The following is a 20,209-nucleotide window of genomic DNA, read 5'->3' on the forward strand; positions in this document are numbered from 1 at the left end:
CATAAAAATGAAATATTTTAGTATTCAAATTTTAATCGTTGCATTTCAAGAAGTATATTCATAAAAGATTTAAGGAGAACTAAGAGTAAAAATCTTTTTTCAAATTAAGGCAAAATTCTACTAAAAGAAGCATTTAAGATATTCTATGTTATAAATCCAAAGTTACAAATACAATAATAAAAATTTTACTTCGTATGTCATAGTATTTTAAATTAATACTATTTCAAAATAATAAAAAATTATTTATGGGAGGATGTAAAATGAATTACAAAGGGATAACTTTAATTTTAACAGCTGCTATGGTTATAAGTGGTGGTAATTATGTATTGGTTAAAGGAAGTACTTTAGACTCAGGGAAAAATAATAGTGGGTATGAGATTAAAGTAAATAATAGTGAAAATTTAAGTTCACTAGGAGAATATAAGGATATAAATTTAGAAAGTTCAAATGCTTCTAATATTACTTATGATTTAGAAAAATATAAAAATTTAGATGAAGGTACTATTGTTGTAAGATTTAATTCCAAGGACTCTAAAATACAAAGCTTATTAGGAATAAGTAATAGCAAGACTAAAAATGGATATTTTAATTTTTATGTTACTAATTCAAGAGTTGGTTTTGAGCTTAGAAATCAAAAAAATGAGGGGAATACACAAAATGGAACTGAGAATCTAGTACATATGTATAAAGATGTTGCTTTAAATGATGGGGATAATACTGTTGCCTTAAAGATTGAAAAAAATAAAGGTTATAAGCTTTTCCTTAATGGAAAAATGATAAAAGAAGTTAAAGATACAAATACAAAGTTTTTAAATAATATAGAAAATTTAGATAGTGCTTTTATTGGAAAAACTAATAGATATGGACAATCTAATGAATATAATTTTAAGGGCAATATAGGTTTTATGAATATATATAATGAACCTTTAGGCGATGATTATTTACTTAGTAAGACTGGAGAGACAAAAGCTAAAGAAGAAGTTCTTGTAGAGGGAGCTGTAAAGACAGAGCCAGTTGATTTATTTCATCCAGGATTTTTAAATTCTAGTAATTACAGAATACCGGCCTTATTTAAAACAAAAGAAGGAACTTTAATAGCTTCAATAGATGCAAGAAGACAAGGGGGAGCTGATGCGCCTAATAATGACATAGATACAGCAGTTAGAAGAAGTGAAGATGGAGGGAAAACTTGGGATGAAGGACAAATAATAATGGACTATCCTGATAAATCCTCTGTTATAGATACAACTTTAATTCAAGATGATGAAACAGGAAGAATATTCTTGTTAGTAACTCATTTCCCTTCAAAATATGGCTTTTGGAATGCTGGATTAGGAAGTGGATTTAAAAATATTGATGGAAAAGAATATTTATGTCTTTACGATTCATCAGGTAAAGAATTTACTGTAAGAGAAAATGTAGTATATGACAAAGATGGCAATAAAACAGAATATACAACAAATGCTTTAGGAGATTTATTTAGAAATGGAACCAAGATAGATAATATAAATTCTAGTACAGCACCTTTAAAAGCAAAAGGGACAAGCTATATAAATCTTGTATATAGTGATGATGATGGAAAGACTTGGAGTGAGCCACAAAATATTAATTTCCAAGTTAAAAAGGATTGGATGAAGTTTTTAGGAATAGCTCCAGGTAGGGGAATACAAATAAAAAATGGAGAACATAAAGGAAGAATAGTAGTTCCTGTTTACTATACAAATGAAAAAGGTAAACAATCTAGTGCTGTAATATATAGTGATGATAGTGGTAAGAATTGGACAATAGGAGAATCTCCAAATGATAATAGAAAATTAGAAAATGGAAAGATAATAAATTCTAAAACCTTATCAGATGATGCACCTCAATTAACTGAATGTCAAGTAGTAGAAATGCCAAATGGTCAATTAAAATTATTTATGAGAAATTTAAGTGGATATTTAAATATTGCTACAAGTTTTGATGGGGGAGCTACTTGGGATGAGACAGTAGAGAAAGATACTAATGTTTTAGAGCCATATTGCCAACTAAGTGTTATAAATTATAGTCAAAAGATAGATGGAAAGGATGCTGTTATTTTCTCAAATCCAAATGCAAGAAGTAGATCAAATGGTACTGTGAGAATTGGATTGATTAATCAAGTTGGAACATACGAAAATGGTGAACCTAAATATGAATTTGATTGGAAATATAATAAATTAGTTAAACCAGGTTATTATGCTTATTCTTGCTTAACAGAATTAAGCAATGGAAATATTGGATTATTATATGAGGGTACACCAAGTGAAGAAATGTCTTATATTGAAATGAATTTAAAATATTTAGAGAGTGGAGCTAATAAATAAGAAATTATTAAAAATATTATTTTATGGTTTGAAAGGGGTAAAAGATTATGAAAAAGATATGGAAGTATGGGGTATTACTTGCACTACCATTAGTTTTAGCTGGATGTGGGAATAAGCCTTCAGAGGGTAGTAATAAAAATAAAGAAATTACTTCAATTAAGTGGACTGTTGATGGAGCGTTAGAGGCTCAAAAAGGTCAAAGCAAAAATATAGGAACAGCAGGTTTACTTTATGGTAAAACAAAAGATTATATAGTTGTTGGAGGTGGAGCTAACTTTCCAGAGGAGCCAGTAGCAAAAGGAGGAGCTAAAAAGCTTTATCCTGATATATATGTATTAAAAAATGAAAATGGAGATTTAAAGCAAGTAGATCATACAACATTAGATTATGAAATAGGTTATGGAAGTTCCATAACTACTGAGGAAGGAATTTATTATGTAGGTGGAAGCCCTAATAAAGAAGAAGGAAATAACGTTTCTCTTATTACAACTGATGAAAAAGGTAAAATTGGTTTAAAGCATATTGGAGATTTACCTTTTACATTTAGTGATGGCTTCGCAGTTAAAAAAGATAAAGATATTTATTTAGGACTTGGAAAACAAGATGGAAAAGCTAGTAATAAGGTTTATAAATTTAATGTTGAAACAGGAAAAACAGAAGAATTAAAGGAAATACCAGGAGAACCTACTAGAAATCAAGCTGTTGCTCAATTATTAGGTGATGATATATACGTATTTAGTGGTGGAGATAAAATTGCTTACACAGATGGGTATAAATATAGCATTAAAGATAATTCATGGACTCAAGTAGCTGACGTTAAGATAGGAAGTGAAGAAATTTCACTTTTAGGTGCTAATTCAGTTAAATTAAATGAAGATGAAATGCTTGTTATAGGTGGATTTAATAAAGCAGTTTATGATGATGCTGTAAAAAATTTAAATACATTAAAAGATGAAAGTCTAGCTGAATTCAAGAAAGAGTATTTTGGAAGAGACCCTCAAGATTTTGCTTGGAATACAAAAGTACTAATTTATAACTCAAAAAATAACGAGTGGAAGTCAATTGGAGATGTACCATTTAATGCTCCATGTGGAGAAGCATTAATATTAGATGGAGATAATATCTTCTCAATAAATGGAGAAATCAAACCAGGAATTAGAACAAATAAAATTTACTCAGGTGAATTAATCTATAAAAAGTAAATAAAATGAGATTGAGAAAGTAAAAAAAATAGGCGTGTATCAAAATATAATTTGATACATGCCTTTTTAGTCGTTCAATTAAAATGTTTTATAGTCTAATGGAGAACTTAAGAGAAGATAATATTTTAATTTAGGGAAAATTTTTATAAATAAAATTAAATTTTTTGTTGGGTGTATTAGATAGCTTTATTAAATTCATTTATTGTTTTTTAGTTTATAGGTATAGAATTTGTTGTTATAGGAAAAATAATTTCATTATATAAAGTAAGTAATATGGTTATTAAAGGTTATTTTTAGTGAGGTTTTAGATTTATATATTTAATATTTTTAGTAGGAGGATAAAATGAATAAGAAAGTTATTTTAATTACTGGAGCTAGTTCGGGGATAGGTTATTCAACTGCTAAATTATTATTAGAAGAGGGACATATAGTATATTGTACTGCAAGAAGAGTAGAAAATATGAGAGAGCTTAAAAGATTAGGTGGAAAGGTAATATTTTTAGACGTTAAGGATGAAAGGGCAGTACAAAAAGTTGTAAATACTATAATTAGAATGGAATCTAGAATAGATGTGGTTTTTGCTAACTCTGGATATGCCTGTGCTGGGGCATTAGAAACTGTAAATATAGATGATGCAAGGGAAGAATTTGATGTTAATTTGTTTGGAGTAGCAAGAGTGATTAAGGCTGTAATGCCTCAAATGAGAAAACAAAAATATGGATATATTATTGTTACTTCTTCTTTAGTTGGAATAGTTTCAACACCTATGATGTCATTTTATCCAGCATCCAAACATGCTTTAGAGGGAATGATAGATGGGTTTAGAATGGAAAATAAGGAAAGTGGAATTAAAATAGTGAAAATACAACCTTCATTTATTAATACAGAATTTATTAATCCTTTTATGAATTCACTTAATAAAGCATCAAAAGCTAAAAATGCTGAGGCTTATAAGAAGGAGTTTGAATTTTTTAGAAAGAGTTCTACTAAATTAATTCTTAGTTCGCCATCTCCAGAAAAGGTAGCTAAAGTTGTATCAAAAATAATTTCTAAGAAAAACCCTAAAAAACAGTACTCTATAAATATTGATTGTAAGTTATGTAAATTAATAAAAAGATTTTTAGGAGATTCTGCAATAGATAAATTAATGGCTAAAACTTTTTTTAGATAAGATATTGAATAAGCTAATAAATTTTTTATAAAATGAAGATACAAAGTATAAAAAAGATATTTTTACAAAGAACTAGATAATTTAAAGAGGTTATAGGAATAGTATGGGGGAAAGAGTTTTGGAAATTAGAGAACTTAAAAATTGTGAAATAGATGATATTATGAAAATATGGTTAGAGAGTACAATAGAAGCTCATTATTTTATTGAAGAAGAATATTGGAAGAAAAATTATGAAGTTGTAAGAGATATTTATATTCCAATGGCTAAAACTTTTGTTTACTGTGATGAAGGGAAAATAAAGGGATTTATAAGTATAATAGATAGTAACTTTATAGGTGCTTTATTTGTTCACACTAAAAGTCAAGGACGTGGAATAGGAAAAAGCTTACTTGAATATGTTAAAAATAAATATGAAAATATAGAATTAGCTGTTTATAAAGATAATAAAAAGGCAGTTGAATTTTATAAGAAACATGATTTTAAAATAATAAAAGAGCAAGAAAACGAAGATTCAGGTCATTTAGAATATTTAATGTCATATTCTAAAAATAGTAGTAAGAACCAATAAAAATTATTAACACTTAAGTTTATTGTAAATGGGCTTAGGTGTTTTTTATTAGTATTTATAATGAAGAAATTAGATTTAGAAAGAGGTTAAACTTAGAAAGAGGTTAAATTTTGTAGAAATTAAAAATTTATAAAACTAATTAGTTAAGGGGGTTAATTGATAACTTTTTATATGAATATAGAAATATGTAGTGTAATTGTGCAATAATTTACATATAGGAAAAATTATATGGAATGCATAAAAATAAATCTTATTATTATATTTTTTATAAAGCATTTATGTATAAATTAAGTAAAATACAGACTTAGGTTATGAAATGCATGATATATAAATAGGCTATGAAATACATGAGATATAAAAAGGAGAGAGAAAAATGAAAAAATGTTTATATTGTGGAAAAGATTTAGAGAAAGAACCAAAAGAAAATTATATAGAAAATAAAGTAGGATATTTTTGTAGTGAAGATCATTTTGATAAATACATACTTTCCTTAACTCCTGAAGAGTACATAGAAGTTCAAAACTCTTTCTGCGTATGTAGTGATGATTAATAAAGATAGGTTTTATACTTAAAGGAATTTTGAGTTTATAGGAAATTTAATTTAAAAAACTATTTTTTTATAAGGAAGGAGAAGCTACTTAATAGATAATATATTTTTTTAGTAGCATTAGTAAAGTATGAAAAAATGGAGTAATGGTGCAAAAGGTAAAAAATTTATAGCATCATATAGTGGTGGTAAAGATAGTACTTTAGCTTTATATAAAGCTATGCAAGAAGGAAAAGCTATAGGGATAATTGTAATGATGGAGGAAGATGGAGAGAGATCAAGAGCACATAGTCTATTTCCATCTGTATTGAAAGCACAAGCAGAGGCTATTGGATTACCTTTGTTTACAGCAGTTACAAATTGGGATGACTATGAAAAAGTTTTTGTGAAGAAATTAAAAGAAGCAAAAGATTTAGGGGCAGAAGTGCTTGTTACAGGGGATATTGATGTTCCAGAAGAGGAATGTTGGCATGAAAGGGTTACTAATAGTATTGGACTTGGACTAGGTATGCCACTTTGGAGAAAGAATCATAAAGAAGTAGTGGAAGAGTTTGTAAATTTAGGCTTTGTAACAAAAATTGTTACTGTTAACCTAAATAAAGGAATGAAAAAAGAAGACCTTGGAAGGATTCTTACCTTTGATTATATTAAAGAGTTAGAAGAAAGAGGAATTGATCCTTGTGGTGAAGCAGGTGAATTTCATTCAACAGTTATAGGTGGTCCACTTTTTAAAAAAGAATTAAGAGTTAAACATGGAGAAATTATATCAGAGGGAAACTATATGTATTTAACTTTAGAGTTAGAGAACCTTTAGTTATTAGAGAAGTAGTATTTAGAGGTATAATTTATTACTAAGGAGAAAATAATGAGTAAAAAAAGTTATAATAAACCTATCTTAAAAGGAATTTCAATAATTATAATAGTAAAAAATTATATCTCGCTTTTTAATTAAAGTTAATAATATTAGTAAATAAGAGTCAAGGTAAGTTTTATAAGACTTATCTTGACTCTTTATAATTAAACAATATTAGTAACAAAAACACCTTTTTTTTGAGGTTAGAAAATCTACAAATTTTTGTTCATAATAATCTAATTTATAGTTTTTTCTAAGTGCAATATAGTATTGGAAAGGAAGTTTTAAATCATTTATATCGATTTTCTTTAATTCACCACTTCTCAATTCATGGTTTAAAGAAATTGCAGGTAAAAATGAATATCCTTGTCCAAAAGATACAGAAGATTTTATTGATTGAGGAGAATTAAGTGATAAAACAAAATTAAGATTATCTATATTAATTTTATTTTTCTTTAAGCTTGATTCTACCAATAATTTATTAGCTGATCCATCTTCTCTTGTTATTAAAGGAAGTTTATAAAGTTCTTCAACATTTACTGATTTAAATGAAGTATTTCTACCACCAACTAAAACTAGCTTATCAGTCATCAATGGAATAAGTTCTAAGTTTTTACAATCACTAGGTTTACCTTGAATAATGCCTATATTTGTTTCATGATTAGTTAATTTTTTTAATATATCTGAGGTATTATCTATTTCCATAGAGATATCAGTCTTATAATGAATTTCTTTAAATGTATATATACTGCAAGGCATTACATGCTCACCTAAACTTTTACAACAAGAAATAATAAGTTTTGAATTAATATTTTTTAATTCATCTAATTTTTTTTGTAGGTTATCTTCTATGGATAACATTGATTCAGCAAATTCAAAGATTATTTCACCAGCACTTGTTAAACTTACTCCTGTATTACTTCTATTTAAAAGTTTAAAATTTATATCATTTTCAAGTTTTTGAATTTGCATACTAACTCCTGGTTGAGTTAAATGCAATTGTTTTGCAGCTTTAGAAATACTATTACACTTAACTGTTGTATAGAAAGATCTAAGATAAGTTAAATTCATGAGTTCACCTCCTAAATATTGTTTTACTATTTATATTAAAGGTAGTCTTTTTATTATTTCATACTTTTATATAAAAATAATGAAGTTTTCTAGATAATTTTAAAAGTTTAGTTTGTTAAAATAATTAACATTAAAAAATAAATAGTATTATATAAGTCAATTTTAAAGTAAATTCTTTGTTTAAAGCAAGGTATATAACAAAGTGTTATTAAGTATAACATACTTTTATTATGGTATAAACCTAGTTATATGATACTATCAAGTAGAGGTAATTAAATTACACACATATTAGATAAAAATTTAACAAAGAGAATTTGTTTAGATATTCACTAAGAAAGGTGGAAATATAATGAGTAAAAAGATAGTTATTGTTGGAGGAGTAGCAGGTGGAGCTTCAACAGCAGCAAGACTTAGAAGATTAGATGAAAATAATCAAATAATAATGTTTGAAAGAGGTCCTCACGTATCCTTTTCAAACTGTTGTCTACCATACTATTTAAGTGGAAAAGTTGAAAATCATGAAGATTTAGTTCTTATGACTCCTGAAAAATTTTATAGCCAATATAGAATTGATGCGAGAGTTTATACAGAAGTAGTATCAATTAATAGAAAAGCTAAAGAAGTAACAGTAAGAAATGTAGTAAGTGGACAAGAATATACTGAAAGCTATGATAAGTTAGTTCTTTCACCAGGAGCAAAGGCTATAGTACCACCAATAAAGGGAATTGAAGATGTTAATGTATTTACAGTTAGAAATGTTGTGGATATAGCAAAATTAGATTCTTTTATAAAGGATAATAATAGTAAGAACATATCAGTAATAGGTGGAGGATTTATAGGAGTTGAAGTTGCAGAGAATTTACATGAAGCTGGATATAACGTAACTTTAATAGAAGCAATGGATCAAATAATGAAGCCATTTGATTATGATATGGTTCAAGTTTTACATAAAGAAATGTATGATAAGGGCGTAAATCTAATAGTTGGAGATAAAGTAAGCTCTTTTGAAAGTGGAAAAGTAGTATTAGAATCAGGAAAGAAAATAAATTCAGATGCAGTTGTTATGGCTATAGGGGTTGCACCTGAAACAGATTTAGCTAGGGAAGCTGGTTTAGAAATTGGACAAACTGGAGCAATAAAAGTTAACCAAAATTATTTAACTAATGATAAGGATATCTATGCAGTTGGAGATGCTGTGGAAGTTTATAATTCATTAACAAACTCAATATCTAGATTACCATTAGCGGGACCCGCACAAAAACAAGCGAGAGCAGTAGCAGATCATATACATGGAAGACCATCAAGAAATAGTGGATATATAGGTTCATCATGTGTTCAAATATTTGATTATAACGGAGCTTCAACAGGCTTAACAGAAGGTCAAATAAAAGCTATGAATTTAAGCTTAAACTATGATGTTGTAAGGGTTATACCTCAAGACAAGGTAGGATTAATGCCAGGCAGTGAGCCATTACACTTTAAATTAATATTTGAAGTTCCAACAGGAAGAATTTTAGGAGCACAAGCAATTGGTAAAGGAAATGCAGATAAGAGAGTTGATATAATAGCTACCTTAATAAAAATGGGTGGAACTGTAGAAGACTTAAAAGATTTAGAGCTTTGTTATGCCCCTCCTTTCGGAACAGCTAAGGATGTAGTAAATCATGCTGCATTAGTTGCATCAAATCTTTTAGAAGGAACATTTAAACAAGTTTATGTACATGAAGTAAGGGATTTAGTTGAAAGTGGAGCATGTATAATAGACGTTAGAGAAGTAAGTGAATATGAAGCAGGACATATAAAAGGAGCCAAAAATCTTCCTTTAAGTGAAATAAGAGATAGATTAGATGAAATACCAACTGATAGACCAGTTTATTTACATTGTAGAAGTGCTCAAAGAAGTTATAATGCATGTTTAGCATTACAACATTTAGGATTTGATAACATTTATAATGTATCAGGTGGATTCATGGGAATAAGCTTCTATGAATACTATAATGATAAAGTTCAAGATAGAGAGCCTATAGTTACAGAATATAATTTTAATTAAAGTAAATACATGGTGTTTTAATTAATTTTAAAACACCATGATAAAAAATAATATTATTAAAAATAAAATAGTTTGTTAATTAACAAATTAATAGGGGGAATTAAGTTGAAGAAATATACGGAATATATTATTGGATTTATATTACTAGCAGCAATTATAATAATAGGTAAAATTAATCTTGGTAGTTCAATGCTATTTTTTAGATTACTTGCAGGCTTAGGATTAGGATATGCTCTTACAAGATCATTCTTTGGATTTGCTGGTGGAGTAAACAGAAGTTATAAGACAGGATCTACAAAATTAATGAGAATGTTAATGATATTATTTGTAGGAACAGCAATAGTAAGTGTTTGTTTCTTTATAGGACAAGACCCTACAGAGTATGACTTATGGGTTAATCCAATTAACTTAGGACTTATATTAGGTGGATTATTATTCGGATTTGGTATGGCATTCTCTAGTTGTTGTGCATCAGGGGTTCTTACTGACGTAGTAACAGGATTACCACGTGCTTTCATAACATTAATATTCTTTGGAATGGGTGTATATTTAGGATTCCCAGTTCAAAATTCAGCATCTTGGGTAAAAGATACAATGATATCTACAGGAACATTTGAAAATGGTGTATTCTTACCAGACTTATTTAAATGGGATGGTTTAGAAGGATATTTAGGAGCAATAATAGTAACTATTATCTTAGCTTGCTTAACAATTTGGGTAGCAAAGTTATATGAAGAAAAGAGAAAAGCAAATAATACTTATACTGGAGTTGACACAGAAATTCTTCAAGAAAAGAAACATGAAGAAAAAGGTGAATTTAAATTATTTAGTGAAGCTACATATGAAAAGTTATTTGTAAGACCATGGACTCTTGCTACTGGAGCTTTAGTAATAGGAGGTATATTCATACTATTAATGGGAGTAACTAAAGCCGGATGGGGAGCATCAACACCTTATGGATTCTGGTTTGGTAGAGCACTTGTAGCTGTTGGAGTTTCACCAGAGAGTGTAGCAACTTTTGCAGGAAAACCAGTAGAAATGTTTACGGCTCCATTTTTCTCAAATGGAATGAATGTACAAAACTTTGGTATAATATTAGGAACATTAGTTGCATTACTTTTAGCTGGAAGTTTCAAGAAAACTTTCAAAGCTGGTTTACAAATAAGCTTTAAAGAAGCTTTATTATACATAGTTGGTGGTTTTGCCATGGGATTTGGAACAAGATTATCAAATGGATGTAACGTAGGAGCACTTTATACACCAATAGCTAATCTTTCATTATCAGGTTGGATATTCCTTGTATTCTTAGTACCAAGTGGATGTTTAGGAAATATAGTTTATAAAAAGATTATGGGAAATAAGTGCTGCAAAGTAGAAATTAATAATAAATAGAGATAAAAAGTAGTTTAAAAAGCTATAATTGGTTAATATAAAATAAAACTAATTATAGCTTTATTTTCTTAAATGAATGGAGATAATGATGAAAGAAATTAAACTAAATAGAATAGATATATTTTCTATAGTTTTAGGAGCCATAATTGGATGGGGATCATTTATGCTACCTGGAACTAAATTTTTAAAGGAGTCTGGGGTAATAAATACTTTCTTAGGTCTCTTTTTAGGGGTAATATGTATAATTATTATTGAAAAAAATTATTTAATAATGATGCAAACTCACGATGAAGAGGGAGGAGAATTCTCTTTTACTTATAATAATTTAGGAAAAAAACATGGATTTATTGTGGGATGGTTTTTAACTTTGGCTTATTTTACAATGATTCCATTAAATGCAACTGCATTTCCACTTGTAATCAAGAAGATATTTGGTGGGATTTTAGAATTTGGTTATTTATATAATGTAGCTGGATATAATATTTATCTAGGAGAAATATTAACATCAAGTATAATAATAATTGCTTTTGCAGCATTAAATTTAAATGGAATAAAGAAAACAAGTAAAGTTCAGAACTTAATAATTTTTAGCTTAATATCAATGACTTTTATTGTTTTAGTTGGCATGATAATTAAAGGAAACAGAACAGATTTTATTAATACATATATTAATAAATATTCTTTTGATTTAAGTCAAATAATAAAAGTATTTGCCATAACACCTTTTGCTTTTATAGGCTTTGATGCTATTCCACAATTAAGTAAAGAATTAAACTTTTCTAAGAAAAAGGCATCAAGGGTAGCAGTGATTTCCTTAGTTATGGGTGCATTAATTTATAATATATTAAATATTATAACTGCCTTAGCGTATTCACCAGAACAAGCAAGTTCTTTAGAATGGGCAGCAGGAAGTGCTGTATTGAGTACTTTAGGCAAAGGGGCCTTCTTTTTACTTATAATAGCTTTAACTGCCGCTGTATGGAGTGGAATAAATGGATTTATGATTTGTAGTTCTAAATTATTAGGATCTATAGCAAATTATAAAATGCTTCCTTCTAAGATGGGAAAGGTAAATAAAAATGGAGTCTTTAGCAATGCTATAATTTTCATAACTATAGTAAGTTTAATAGCCCCTTGGTTTGGGAGACAAGCAATAATTTGGATTGTAGATATGTCCTCTTTAGGAGCATCAGTTGCATATTTTTATGTTTCCTTTATAGTTTTAAAAGAAGCTAAAAACACTAAAGATAAAATTTTAGCAGGAATAGGAGTGGTAATAAGTATAATTTTTATGCTTTTATTAATTTTACCTATTTCACCAGCAGCCTTGTCTAAAGAATCTTTAATAGCTTTAATAGTATGGTGCATAATAGGTTTTATTGCATACTACAAAATTTAAAAGGATAATTTTATATTTAATAATAGAGTAAATATAGATACTTCTATTTATTAAATAGGTATCCTGATATTGAACATATTATACTTTAGTTTTATAATTATTTTAATAAAAGTATTTATAGAATTAAAGGGTAATTTATATGAAAAATTTAAAAAATAGTGAAATTAAGGTTTCAAATAAAGCTAAAATAGCGAATTTTATTTATAAAAAAAATGAAACATCAAAGCAAGAAATAGTTAAGGAATTAGGAATTAGTAATCCAACTGTACTTCAAAATGTAAAGGAATTAATCGAAGAAGGAATTGTGGAGGAAGTTGGGAAATATCAATCAACAGGTGGAAGAAAAGCGAAAGTATTAGCTATTGTTAGGGATAAGAACTATTCTATTGGAGTTGATATTACTAAAAATCATATTAATATTGTTTTACTGGATATGAAAGCTATTATGATAAATAGTAATAGAATAAGGATTAAATATAGCGATTCAATTGAATATTATAAATCAATTGGAGGTTATATAGATAAATTTATTTTTGATAATAATATCGAAGAAGATAAAATATTAGGGGTAGGAATATCTATACCAGGTATTATAGATGAAAAAAATCTGCTTTTAGTAAGATCTCATATTTTAGAGGTTAAAAACATAAGCTTGAAAAATTTCGAAAAGTTTATTAATTACAATATATGTTTTGATAATGATGCCAATAGTGCTGCGTATGCAGAAATTTCATCTTATAAGAAGGATGCAGTTTATTTATCTATTAATGATACTGTTGGAGGAGCTATTTATATAGATAGAAGTATATATATGGGAGAAACTTTCAAAAGTGCAGAATTTGGACATATGATAATAGAAAAAGGTGGGAGAACATGCTATTGTGGTAAAAATGGCTGTGTTGATGCATACTGTTCTGCAAAAGTTTTAAGTAAATACTCAGATGATGATTTAGAGTTGTTTTTTGAAATGACGAGAAATGGTGACAAAAAATATTTAGAAATATTGGAAAAGTATCTTGAATATCTTTCAATTACAATTACTAATTTAAGAATGATTTTTGATTGTGATATTGTTATAGGTGGCTATATTGGTGGCTTTTTAGATGAATATAGATTACAATTAGACAAAAGTATTACTAAATATAATAATTTTGATATGGATACATCTTATATTTATACTGGAAAATATAAAAAAGAAGCGTCTGCAATAGGGATAGCAATGAAATTTATTGATAGATTTTTTTATGAATTAATATAGCTAGGAGTTATGATATTAGAGGGTTATGAATCTAATATCATAACTCTTTTTTATTTTTTATATAATTTAAAATTATTTTCAAATAGATATTTTATAAAAAATTTCTCAAAAAAATATTGATTTAAATGAAAAGGTATGCAATAATGTAATTACTTTAATAAAATGTTTTATAAAAGTATTTTAATAAGTAAGAGGTGTTTGATTTATGGAAGGTAAAATGAAAGTAGCAGTAATGAATGGAATAGGTAAAATGGATTTGATTGAAAGAGATATTCCAATAGTAAAGGAAAATGAAGTTCTTGTTAAATTAGATTATGTTGGAATTTGTGGATCAGATCTTCATTATTATGAGAACGGCCGTATTGGAGATTATATAGTGGAACCACCATTTGTATTAGGTCATGAACCAGGTGGAGTAGTAGTTGAAGTTGGTAATAAGGTAAAACATTTAAATATTGGAGATAGAGTAGCATTAGAACCAGGAAAAACATGTGGCCATTGTGAGTTTTGTAAAACAGGAAGATATAACTTATGTCCAGATGTAATATTTTTTGCAACACCACCAGTAGATGGGGTATTTCAAGAATATGTAGCACATGAAGCAGATTTATGTTTTAAACTTCCTGAAAATGTATCAACATTAGAAGGAGCATTAATTGAACCTTTGGCAGTAGGGTTTCATGCTGCAATACAAGGTGGTGCTCGCATTGGACAAACAGCTGTAGTAATGGGGGCAGGATGTATAGGATTAGTATCAATGATGGCATTAAAAGCTATGGGAGTTTCAAATGTCTATATCGTAGATATTATGGAAAAAAGATTGGAAAAAGCTTTAGAGCTAGGTGCTACAGGTATAATTAATGCTAAAGAAAAAAATGCTATAGAAGAAGTAATGAAAATAACAAATAATAATGGATGCGATTTAGTAATAGAAACAGCTGGAACAGAAATAACAACAGTACAAGCAATTCATATGGCTAAAAAGGGAAGTAATATAGTTTTAGTTGGATATAGTAAGAGTGGAGAAATGACATTACCAATGAGTCTTGTGCTAGATAAAGAACTTACATTTAAAACTGTATTTAGATATCGTCATATTTATAATATGGCAATTGAAGCAGTTGCAAGTGGAAAAGTTAACTTAAAGGGTATTATAACAAATGAATTTGATTTAGATGATGTACAAAAAGCTATGGATTATAGTGTTAATAACAAAGCGGATATAGTAAAGGCAGTTATAAAAATTAGATAATTATAATAAGAGTTGTGCCAAAAAATTAATAAAAATATTTCTTGGTGCACTCTTTTAAAATATACATGTAAATGTTTAACTTTGTGGTATTTAACTATGAATAATGGGGGAGGAGCTTATTTATGGAGTTAGAAGTTAATGAAAATATAAAAATAGATGAAAAAAAAGGAAAAGTTCCTTTAATAAGTAAGATTGCTTATGGTATGGGAGATGTTGGGTGTAATTTTAGTTGGATGTTTGTAGGAAATTTTTTAATGATTTTCTATACTGATGTTTTTGGAATAAGCATGGGAGCTGTATCTATGCTTATGTTATTTTCAAGATTTTGGGATGCCATAAATGATCCTATAATTGGTACACTTAGTGATAGAACTAATACTAGATGGGGAAGGTATCGTCCATGGCTTTTAATTGCAGCTCCTTTGACAGCAATTATATTGGTATTAACATTTTGGGCCCATCCGGCATGGTCACCTACAGCTAAGATAATATATATGGTAATAACTTATTGTGTACTTGTTCTTGGATATACTTGTGTAAATATACCTTATGGTACATTATGTGGAGCTATGACACAGGATATTGAAGAAAGAGCTAAGATAAATACTGCACGTTCAGTAAGTGCAATGATAGCAATTAGTATTATAAATATCATAACGGTACCATTGATTGATGGATTAGGTAATGGGGATGATAGAAAAGGATATTTATTAATTGCGATTCTTTATGGAGTAATATTTGCATTATGTCATATCTTTTGCTTTGCTAAAACTAAAGAAGTAGTTAAAATTCCTAAAAAACAAAAAATAGAGTTAAAAAATGAACTAAAGGCTGTAATTCGAAATAAACCATATATTTTAGCATTTATAGGACAACTTCTATTTGGCTTTACTCTTTATGGAAGAAATGCAAATGCATTATATTATTTTACTTATGTAGAAGGTAATGTGAAATTTTTTAGTACTTATTCATTAGCTATTATGATTCCTTCTATAATAGGTGCTGCTTGTTTTCCTTTATTATTTAAATTAACAAAAAATAAAGGAAGAACAGCATCAATATTTGCATTTTTTACAGGAATTTCTATGATAATTTTATATAAATTTAGTGTAATAACTTCACCAGTAATGTTCTATACATTTTCAGCATTATCACAATTCTTCTTTTCAGGATTTAATACTGCTATTTATGCAATAATTCCAGACTGTGTAGAATATGGAGAATGGAAAACAGGAATAAGAAATGATGGATTTCAGTATGCATTTATATCACTTGGAAATAAAATTGGAATGGCACTTGGAACTTCAATTTTAGCATTAGCTTTGGGAGCTTTTGGATATGTAGCAAATCAAGAACAAAATAGTGCTGTAATAGGAATAATGAAACATTCTTTTACAACTATACCAGGTATTTTGTGGGTTATTACAGGAGTTGTACTATTATTTTATAAATTAAATAAAACTAGTTATAACAAGATTATAAGCGAACTTAATATCAGAAAAACATGCAGTAATAATTAATTTGGAAAGGAAGCAATAACATGAAAAAAGTCATTTGCCCAGGAGAAGCTTTAATAGATTTTATATCTATGGATGTTTCAAAATCTTTAAAAGAAACGAGTGGATTTTTAAAAAAAGCAGGAGGAGCTCCAGCAAATGTTGCCGCGGCTATATCAAAATTAGGAGCAGAGGCTTACTTTTGTGGAACTGTAGGAAATGATGCTTTTGGAAATTTTCTTGAAGATACTTTAAAGAGAAATAATATAAATACAGAGTTAATGTTTAAGCTAAATAATAGAAATACAACCTTAGCATTTGTATCGTTAATGGAAGATGGGGAGAGAGATTTTTCTTTTGCAAGAGATGCTGATGCTTGTTTAGAGTTAGATATGATAAAAAACAAATTAAAAAAGTTTGATTTATATCATTTTGGGAGTGCTACAGCATTTTTAGATGGAAGTTTAAAGAAAACATACTATCAATTAAAGGAATATGCTTTAAAAAATAATAAGTTAATATCTTTTGATGCAAATTATAGAGACAATCTTTTTAAAGATAATAAAGAAGAATTTATAAAATGTTGTAAAGATTTTATAAAAGATAGTGACGTAGTAAAATTAAGTGATGAAGAAGCTCTATTGATAAGTAATAAAACATCTATTAAAGAGGCAGCGGATTATATTAAAAGTTTAGGATGTAAAAATTTGATAATAACTTTAGGTAAAAAAGGAGCTATGTTAACCACAGGAGATTATCAATTAATAGTTCCTACAAAGGAATTAGAAATGAAAGATGCAACAGGTGCAGGAGATGCATTTATGGGAGCTGTACTTGCACAGATGTTAAATAATACTAATAGAAACATGATAGAAATAGTAAGGTTAGCTAATTTAGTTGGAGGAATAACAACAACTAAGTTAGGAGCTTTAGAGTCAATTCCTACTTGGGATGAAGTATTATTATTAAGCAAATAAAGCTTTAAAAGTGAAGACCAATTTAAGTAGGTGTTATAATTAATATGAGTTTAAAAAAGTATAGACTGAGAATTGATTTCTTAGCCTATACTTTTATATTATTAACATCTTTCAAAAGTTTTTCAAGCTTATCAGTTGAGGTAATTCTTTCATTACATTTTTCGCTGTCTAGGCAAATATCAAAACCTATAGATCTATAAGTTCCTTGCTCTGGATTAGAAGTTTTGCAGAGTGCTGAAACAAATGTTACTTCAGTATCATTTCCAATATGATTACAAAGAGTACAAATGTGATTATTGCTTGAATTATAGCTTGGTATTTTACATGCCATACCAGTAAGCTTACCATTTAAGTTATATGCTATAAATAACTTTCTACTTCCCTCATCAATCCATCCTAAGTAAACTTTTTTGGAGTTTTCAAAGTCTAAATTAGGAATTTTTAATTTTTTTTCTTTTCTAAATAATTTAGTAATTTCATTGCTTTTAATAGCAGTCATTCCATAGACATATTCATTTAAATCCTCTAAATATTTATCAATATGTAGTGGGTCAGTTATTTTAATAATATCAATTAATTCTTTTTCTTCATTAGATAATTCTGAAAATCTACTTAATATTTTTTCATTTATATATGCTTTATTTGTTTCTATAATATTAGGATCAGTACAGTTTCTTAGGGTACCATGTAAATCAGTGATGCATTTTTTTATAAAATTAAAATCTTCTTTTTTTATAAAAGGTTTCATTAAAATATACCTCCTTTTAGAAATTTGCTTTTTTATATTATATATTAGCTATTAAATTAATAGATAAAATTAAATAATAACTAAAATAAAAAATGATTATTATTACTCAAAGTAGAGAAATAATAATCATCTATATTTAAAATGTAACGAATTCATAATCATATTATTTAATAGCTTGTTTTAAATTTAGATGTTATTACTTTAAGTACTGCTTTAATGAGATAATAACATCTTTTAAAATAAGTATTCAATCTAATAATTAATTCTGTAATGATTATGAGCATAGTTTCTTTTTGTCACTTATAATTCTTCTTATACTTTTCTCAGAAAGAAAGTACTCTTTTGCAAGAGGTATTTATGGAGGTTCCGTCTTTATATTTTTTGAATATCTCAGTATTTCTAGCATTAAGGCTTTTTCTTATTCCACTATTTTCACCCCAAGCTTTTTGATTTTCATTCTTTCTTGGAATATAAAGATATTTTCCATCCACATATTTTTGTAATATTTCAATGATTTCCTCTGGTAACACATCTTGTGCTTTTACATATTTCATTTCCTTGCTCCTTTAATTTACGTAATATTATTGAAGCAAAGAATACTAAAAGCTATGTGTCACAGAACCTAATTTATATTCAGCTAACTCAATACATTAGGCTCCAAACAAAGCATAGCTTACTCTTAGTAATCTTTGCAAGGAGCAAGATGATTTATAACTGAATGTATTATTTACCTTCAAGAAAAACACCTCCTTTATTTAATGTGTATTATATCACATTAAATTTAAGTGGTAACTAAAAAGTGCCTAATTGTTAAAAAATTATATGTTGATAGAATTAAGCTAGAGATTAAAGAGATTCTGTTTTAGAAATGAAATATGAATTTAAAAATGGGGGTATGAAAATGGTAAAACATATAAATCAAGATGAATTTGAAAAGGAAGTACTAAATCAAGAAGGAGTAGTTGTTGTTGATTTCTTTGCAACTTGGTGTGGACCTTGTAAGATGCTAGCACCAGTTTTGGATGAAGTACAAGATGAAATTAATAATGTAAAAATAGTTAAAATAGATATAGATGAAAATTTGGATAAGGCTTATGAATATGGAGTTAAAAATATACCAACAATAAAAATATTTAAAAATGGAGAAGAGATTACTACAAATGTAGGATTTGTACCTAAAAATTTATTAAAAGAGATGATAGAAAAAACTTTGTAATTACTTATTAAGTTATATAAATATTTATTTTGGATAGTCTTTTAGATATTAAGATATTTTTCATTTGTTTAGTAGAAACTACTTTGAAATATGGTATATAATCCACATTTAATAAAGATATTGATTTAATTAGGAATATGGCTTTGTTTTAGAAAAAAGTTAATTTATTAAGTTTAACTAATAGCTAATATAAGGCCATAAGTAATATGTGGACTTATTTAAAATAAATTCATAATATTTACATATACTTTTAGTAATTTTAGGTTAAATTTTAATTATGTTTTATAAGGAATTGAGGAGGATAAAAATGTATAAAGTAGAGAATGATACTTATGAGTGTCCAGTTGAAGCCTTATCAAATATTTTAGGAAGAAAATGGGTTGCTGAGATAATATGGGGAATTAAAGATAATAAGGTTAGGTTTGGAGAATTACAAAGATTATTAAAAGGATGTAGCAAAAAGATGCTAAGTCAACAATTAGAATTATTAATGGAAAACAACATAATAATTAATGATAAAAAAACTATAAATAATATAATTGAATCAACTTATTATTTAAGTGAATCTGGGATGCTGTTATTACCTATTTTAGAGAAGATGATATCTTGGGGAAACATAAATTTATCCTGTGAGGGATAAGTAGAAATAAAGGGGGAAAGGTTT

17 protein-coding genes and 1 pseudogene are annotated in these 20,209 nt (G+C 27.5%); 15 read left to right on the plus strand and 3 right to left on the minus strand.

Annotated features, from left to right (window positions below):
* The first annotated feature begins 260 nt into the window (after window positions 1-260).
* The 6 genes from nanI to CPF_RS03605 all read left to right on the plus strand — a co-directional run bounded on the left by nanI (window position 261) and on the right by CPF_RS03605 (window position 6,647).
* Window positions 261-2,345: an exo-alpha-sialidase NanI gene (gene nanI / locus CPF_RS03585; RefSeq protein ID WP_011590331.1), complete on the plus strand. Its 2,085-nt coding sequence runs from the start codon at window positions 261-263 to the stop codon at window positions 2,343-2,345.
* Window positions 2,346-2,392: 47 nt separating this feature from the next.
* On the plus strand, window positions 2,393-3,547 hold the full coding sequence (locus CPF_RS03590) for a cyclically-permuted mutarotase family protein (protein WP_003468923.1): 1,155 nt from the start codon (window positions 2,393-2,395) through the stop codon (window positions 3,545-3,547).
* 343 nt (window positions 3,548-3,890) lie between these two features.
* A complete protein-coding gene (locus tag CPF_RS03595; RefSeq protein ID WP_011590332.1) occupies window positions 3,891-4,718 on the plus strand; it encodes an SDR family oxidoreductase in 828 nt (275 codons plus the stop codon).
* 103 nt (window positions 4,719-4,821) lie between these two features.
* A complete protein-coding gene (locus CPF_RS03600; protein WP_011590333.1) occupies window positions 4,822-5,286 on the plus strand; it encodes an N-acetyltransferase in 465 nt (154 codons plus the stop codon).
* Window positions 5,287-5,659: 373 nt separating this feature from the next.
* Window positions 5,660-5,836 (plus strand): hypothetical protein, encoded by a 177-nt coding sequence (locus CPF_RS14730; RefSeq protein WP_003452895.1) that lies wholly within the window; start codon window positions 5,660-5,662, stop codon window positions 5,834-5,836.
* Between the two features lie 127 nt (window positions 5,837-5,963).
* Complete coding sequence (locus CPF_RS03605; protein ID WP_011590334.1) at window positions 5,964-6,647, plus strand: diphthine--ammonia ligase; 684 nt, start codon at window positions 5,964-5,966, stop codon at window positions 6,645-6,647.
* A 213-nt stretch (window positions 6,648-6,860) separates the two neighbouring features.
* On the opposite strand, the gene CPF_RS03610 is transcribed toward CPF_RS03605, so the two are convergent.
* Window positions 6,861-7,757 (minus strand): LysR family transcriptional regulator, encoded by an 897-nt coding sequence (locus CPF_RS03610; RefSeq protein ID WP_003457094.1) that lies wholly within the window; start codon window positions 7,755-7,757, stop codon window positions 6,861-6,863.
* Between the two features lie 349 nt (window positions 7,758-8,106).
* On the opposite strand from CPF_RS03610, the gene CPF_RS03615 reads away from it, so the two are divergent.
* The 7 genes from CPF_RS03615 to CPF_RS03645 all read left to right on the plus strand — a co-directional run bounded on the left by CPF_RS03615 (window position 8,107) and on the right by CPF_RS03645 (window position 17,581).
* The gene (locus CPF_RS03615; protein ID WP_003472186.1) at window positions 8,107-9,807 is read left to right on the plus strand and encodes an FAD-dependent oxidoreductase; all 1,701 of its coding nucleotides are present in this window, start codon (window positions 8,107-8,109) and stop codon (window positions 9,805-9,807) included.
* A 105-nt stretch (window positions 9,808-9,912) separates the two neighbouring features.
* Complete coding sequence (locus tag CPF_RS03620; protein WP_011590335.1) at window positions 9,913-11,199, plus strand: YeeE/YedE family protein; 1,287 nt, start codon at window positions 9,913-9,915, stop codon at window positions 11,197-11,199.
* A gap of 88 nt (window positions 11,200-11,287) precedes the next feature.
* Complete coding sequence (locus CPF_RS03625) at window positions 11,288-12,598, plus strand: APC family permease (RefSeq protein WP_011590336.1); 1,311 nt, start codon at window positions 11,288-11,290, stop codon at window positions 12,596-12,598.
* A 139-nt stretch (window positions 12,599-12,737) separates the two neighbouring features.
* On the plus strand, window positions 12,738-13,856 hold the full coding sequence (locus CPF_RS03630) for an ROK family transcriptional regulator (RefSeq protein WP_011590337.1): 1,119 nt from the start codon (window positions 12,738-12,740) through the stop codon (window positions 13,854-13,856).
* A gap of 205 nt (window positions 13,857-14,061) precedes the next feature.
* On the plus strand, window positions 14,062-15,108 hold the full coding sequence (locus CPF_RS03635; RefSeq protein WP_011590338.1) for an NAD(P)-dependent alcohol dehydrogenase: 1,047 nt from the start codon (window positions 14,062-14,064) through the stop codon (window positions 15,106-15,108).
* A gap of 122 nt (window positions 15,109-15,230) precedes the next feature.
* The gene (locus tag CPF_RS03640) at window positions 15,231-16,628 is read left to right on the plus strand and encodes an MFS transporter (RefSeq protein ID WP_011590339.1); all 1,398 of its coding nucleotides are present in this window, start codon (window positions 15,231-15,233) and stop codon (window positions 16,626-16,628) included.
* A gap of 20 nt (window positions 16,629-16,648) precedes the next feature.
* Complete coding sequence (locus CPF_RS03645; protein ID WP_003461370.1) at window positions 16,649-17,581, plus strand: carbohydrate kinase family protein; 933 nt, start codon at window positions 16,649-16,651, stop codon at window positions 17,579-17,581.
* An 85-nt stretch (window positions 17,582-17,666) separates the two neighbouring features.
* Here the strand turns inward: CPF_RS03645 and CPF_RS03650 are convergent, their stop codons facing one another.
* Together CPF_RS03650 and CPF_RS03655 are read right to left on the minus strand one after the other, a co-directional pair.
* Window positions 17,667-18,329 carry a FusB/FusC family EF-G-binding protein gene (locus CPF_RS03650; protein WP_011590340.1) on the minus strand — a complete coding sequence of 221 codons (663 nt, stop codon included), beginning with the start codon at window positions 18,327-18,329 and terminating at the stop codon, window positions 17,667-17,669.
* A 274-nt stretch (window positions 18,330-18,603) separates the two neighbouring features.
* Window positions 18,604-18,883 (minus strand): annotated as a pseudogene (locus CPF_RS03655) (CD3324 family protein).
* Window positions 18,884-19,230: 347 nt separating this feature from the next.
* Here CPF_RS03655 and trxA point away from each other — a divergent pair.
* On the plus strand, window positions 19,231-19,545 hold the full coding sequence (trxA, locus tag CPF_RS03660) for a thioredoxin (protein WP_011590341.1): 315 nt from the start codon (window positions 19,231-19,233) through the stop codon (window positions 19,543-19,545).
* Window positions 19,546-19,852: 307 nt separating this feature from the next.
* A complete protein-coding gene (locus CPF_RS03665; RefSeq protein ID WP_011590342.1) occupies window positions 19,853-20,185 on the plus strand; it encodes a winged helix-turn-helix transcriptional regulator in 333 nt (110 codons plus the stop codon).
* Window positions 20,186-20,209 lie beyond the last annotated feature (24 nt).

Origin of the sequence: Clostridium perfringens ATCC 13124 (assembly GCF_000013285.1) — a bacterium.
Classification (GTDB): Bacteria; Bacillota; Clostridia; order Clostridiales; family Clostridiaceae; genus Sarcina; species Sarcina perfringens.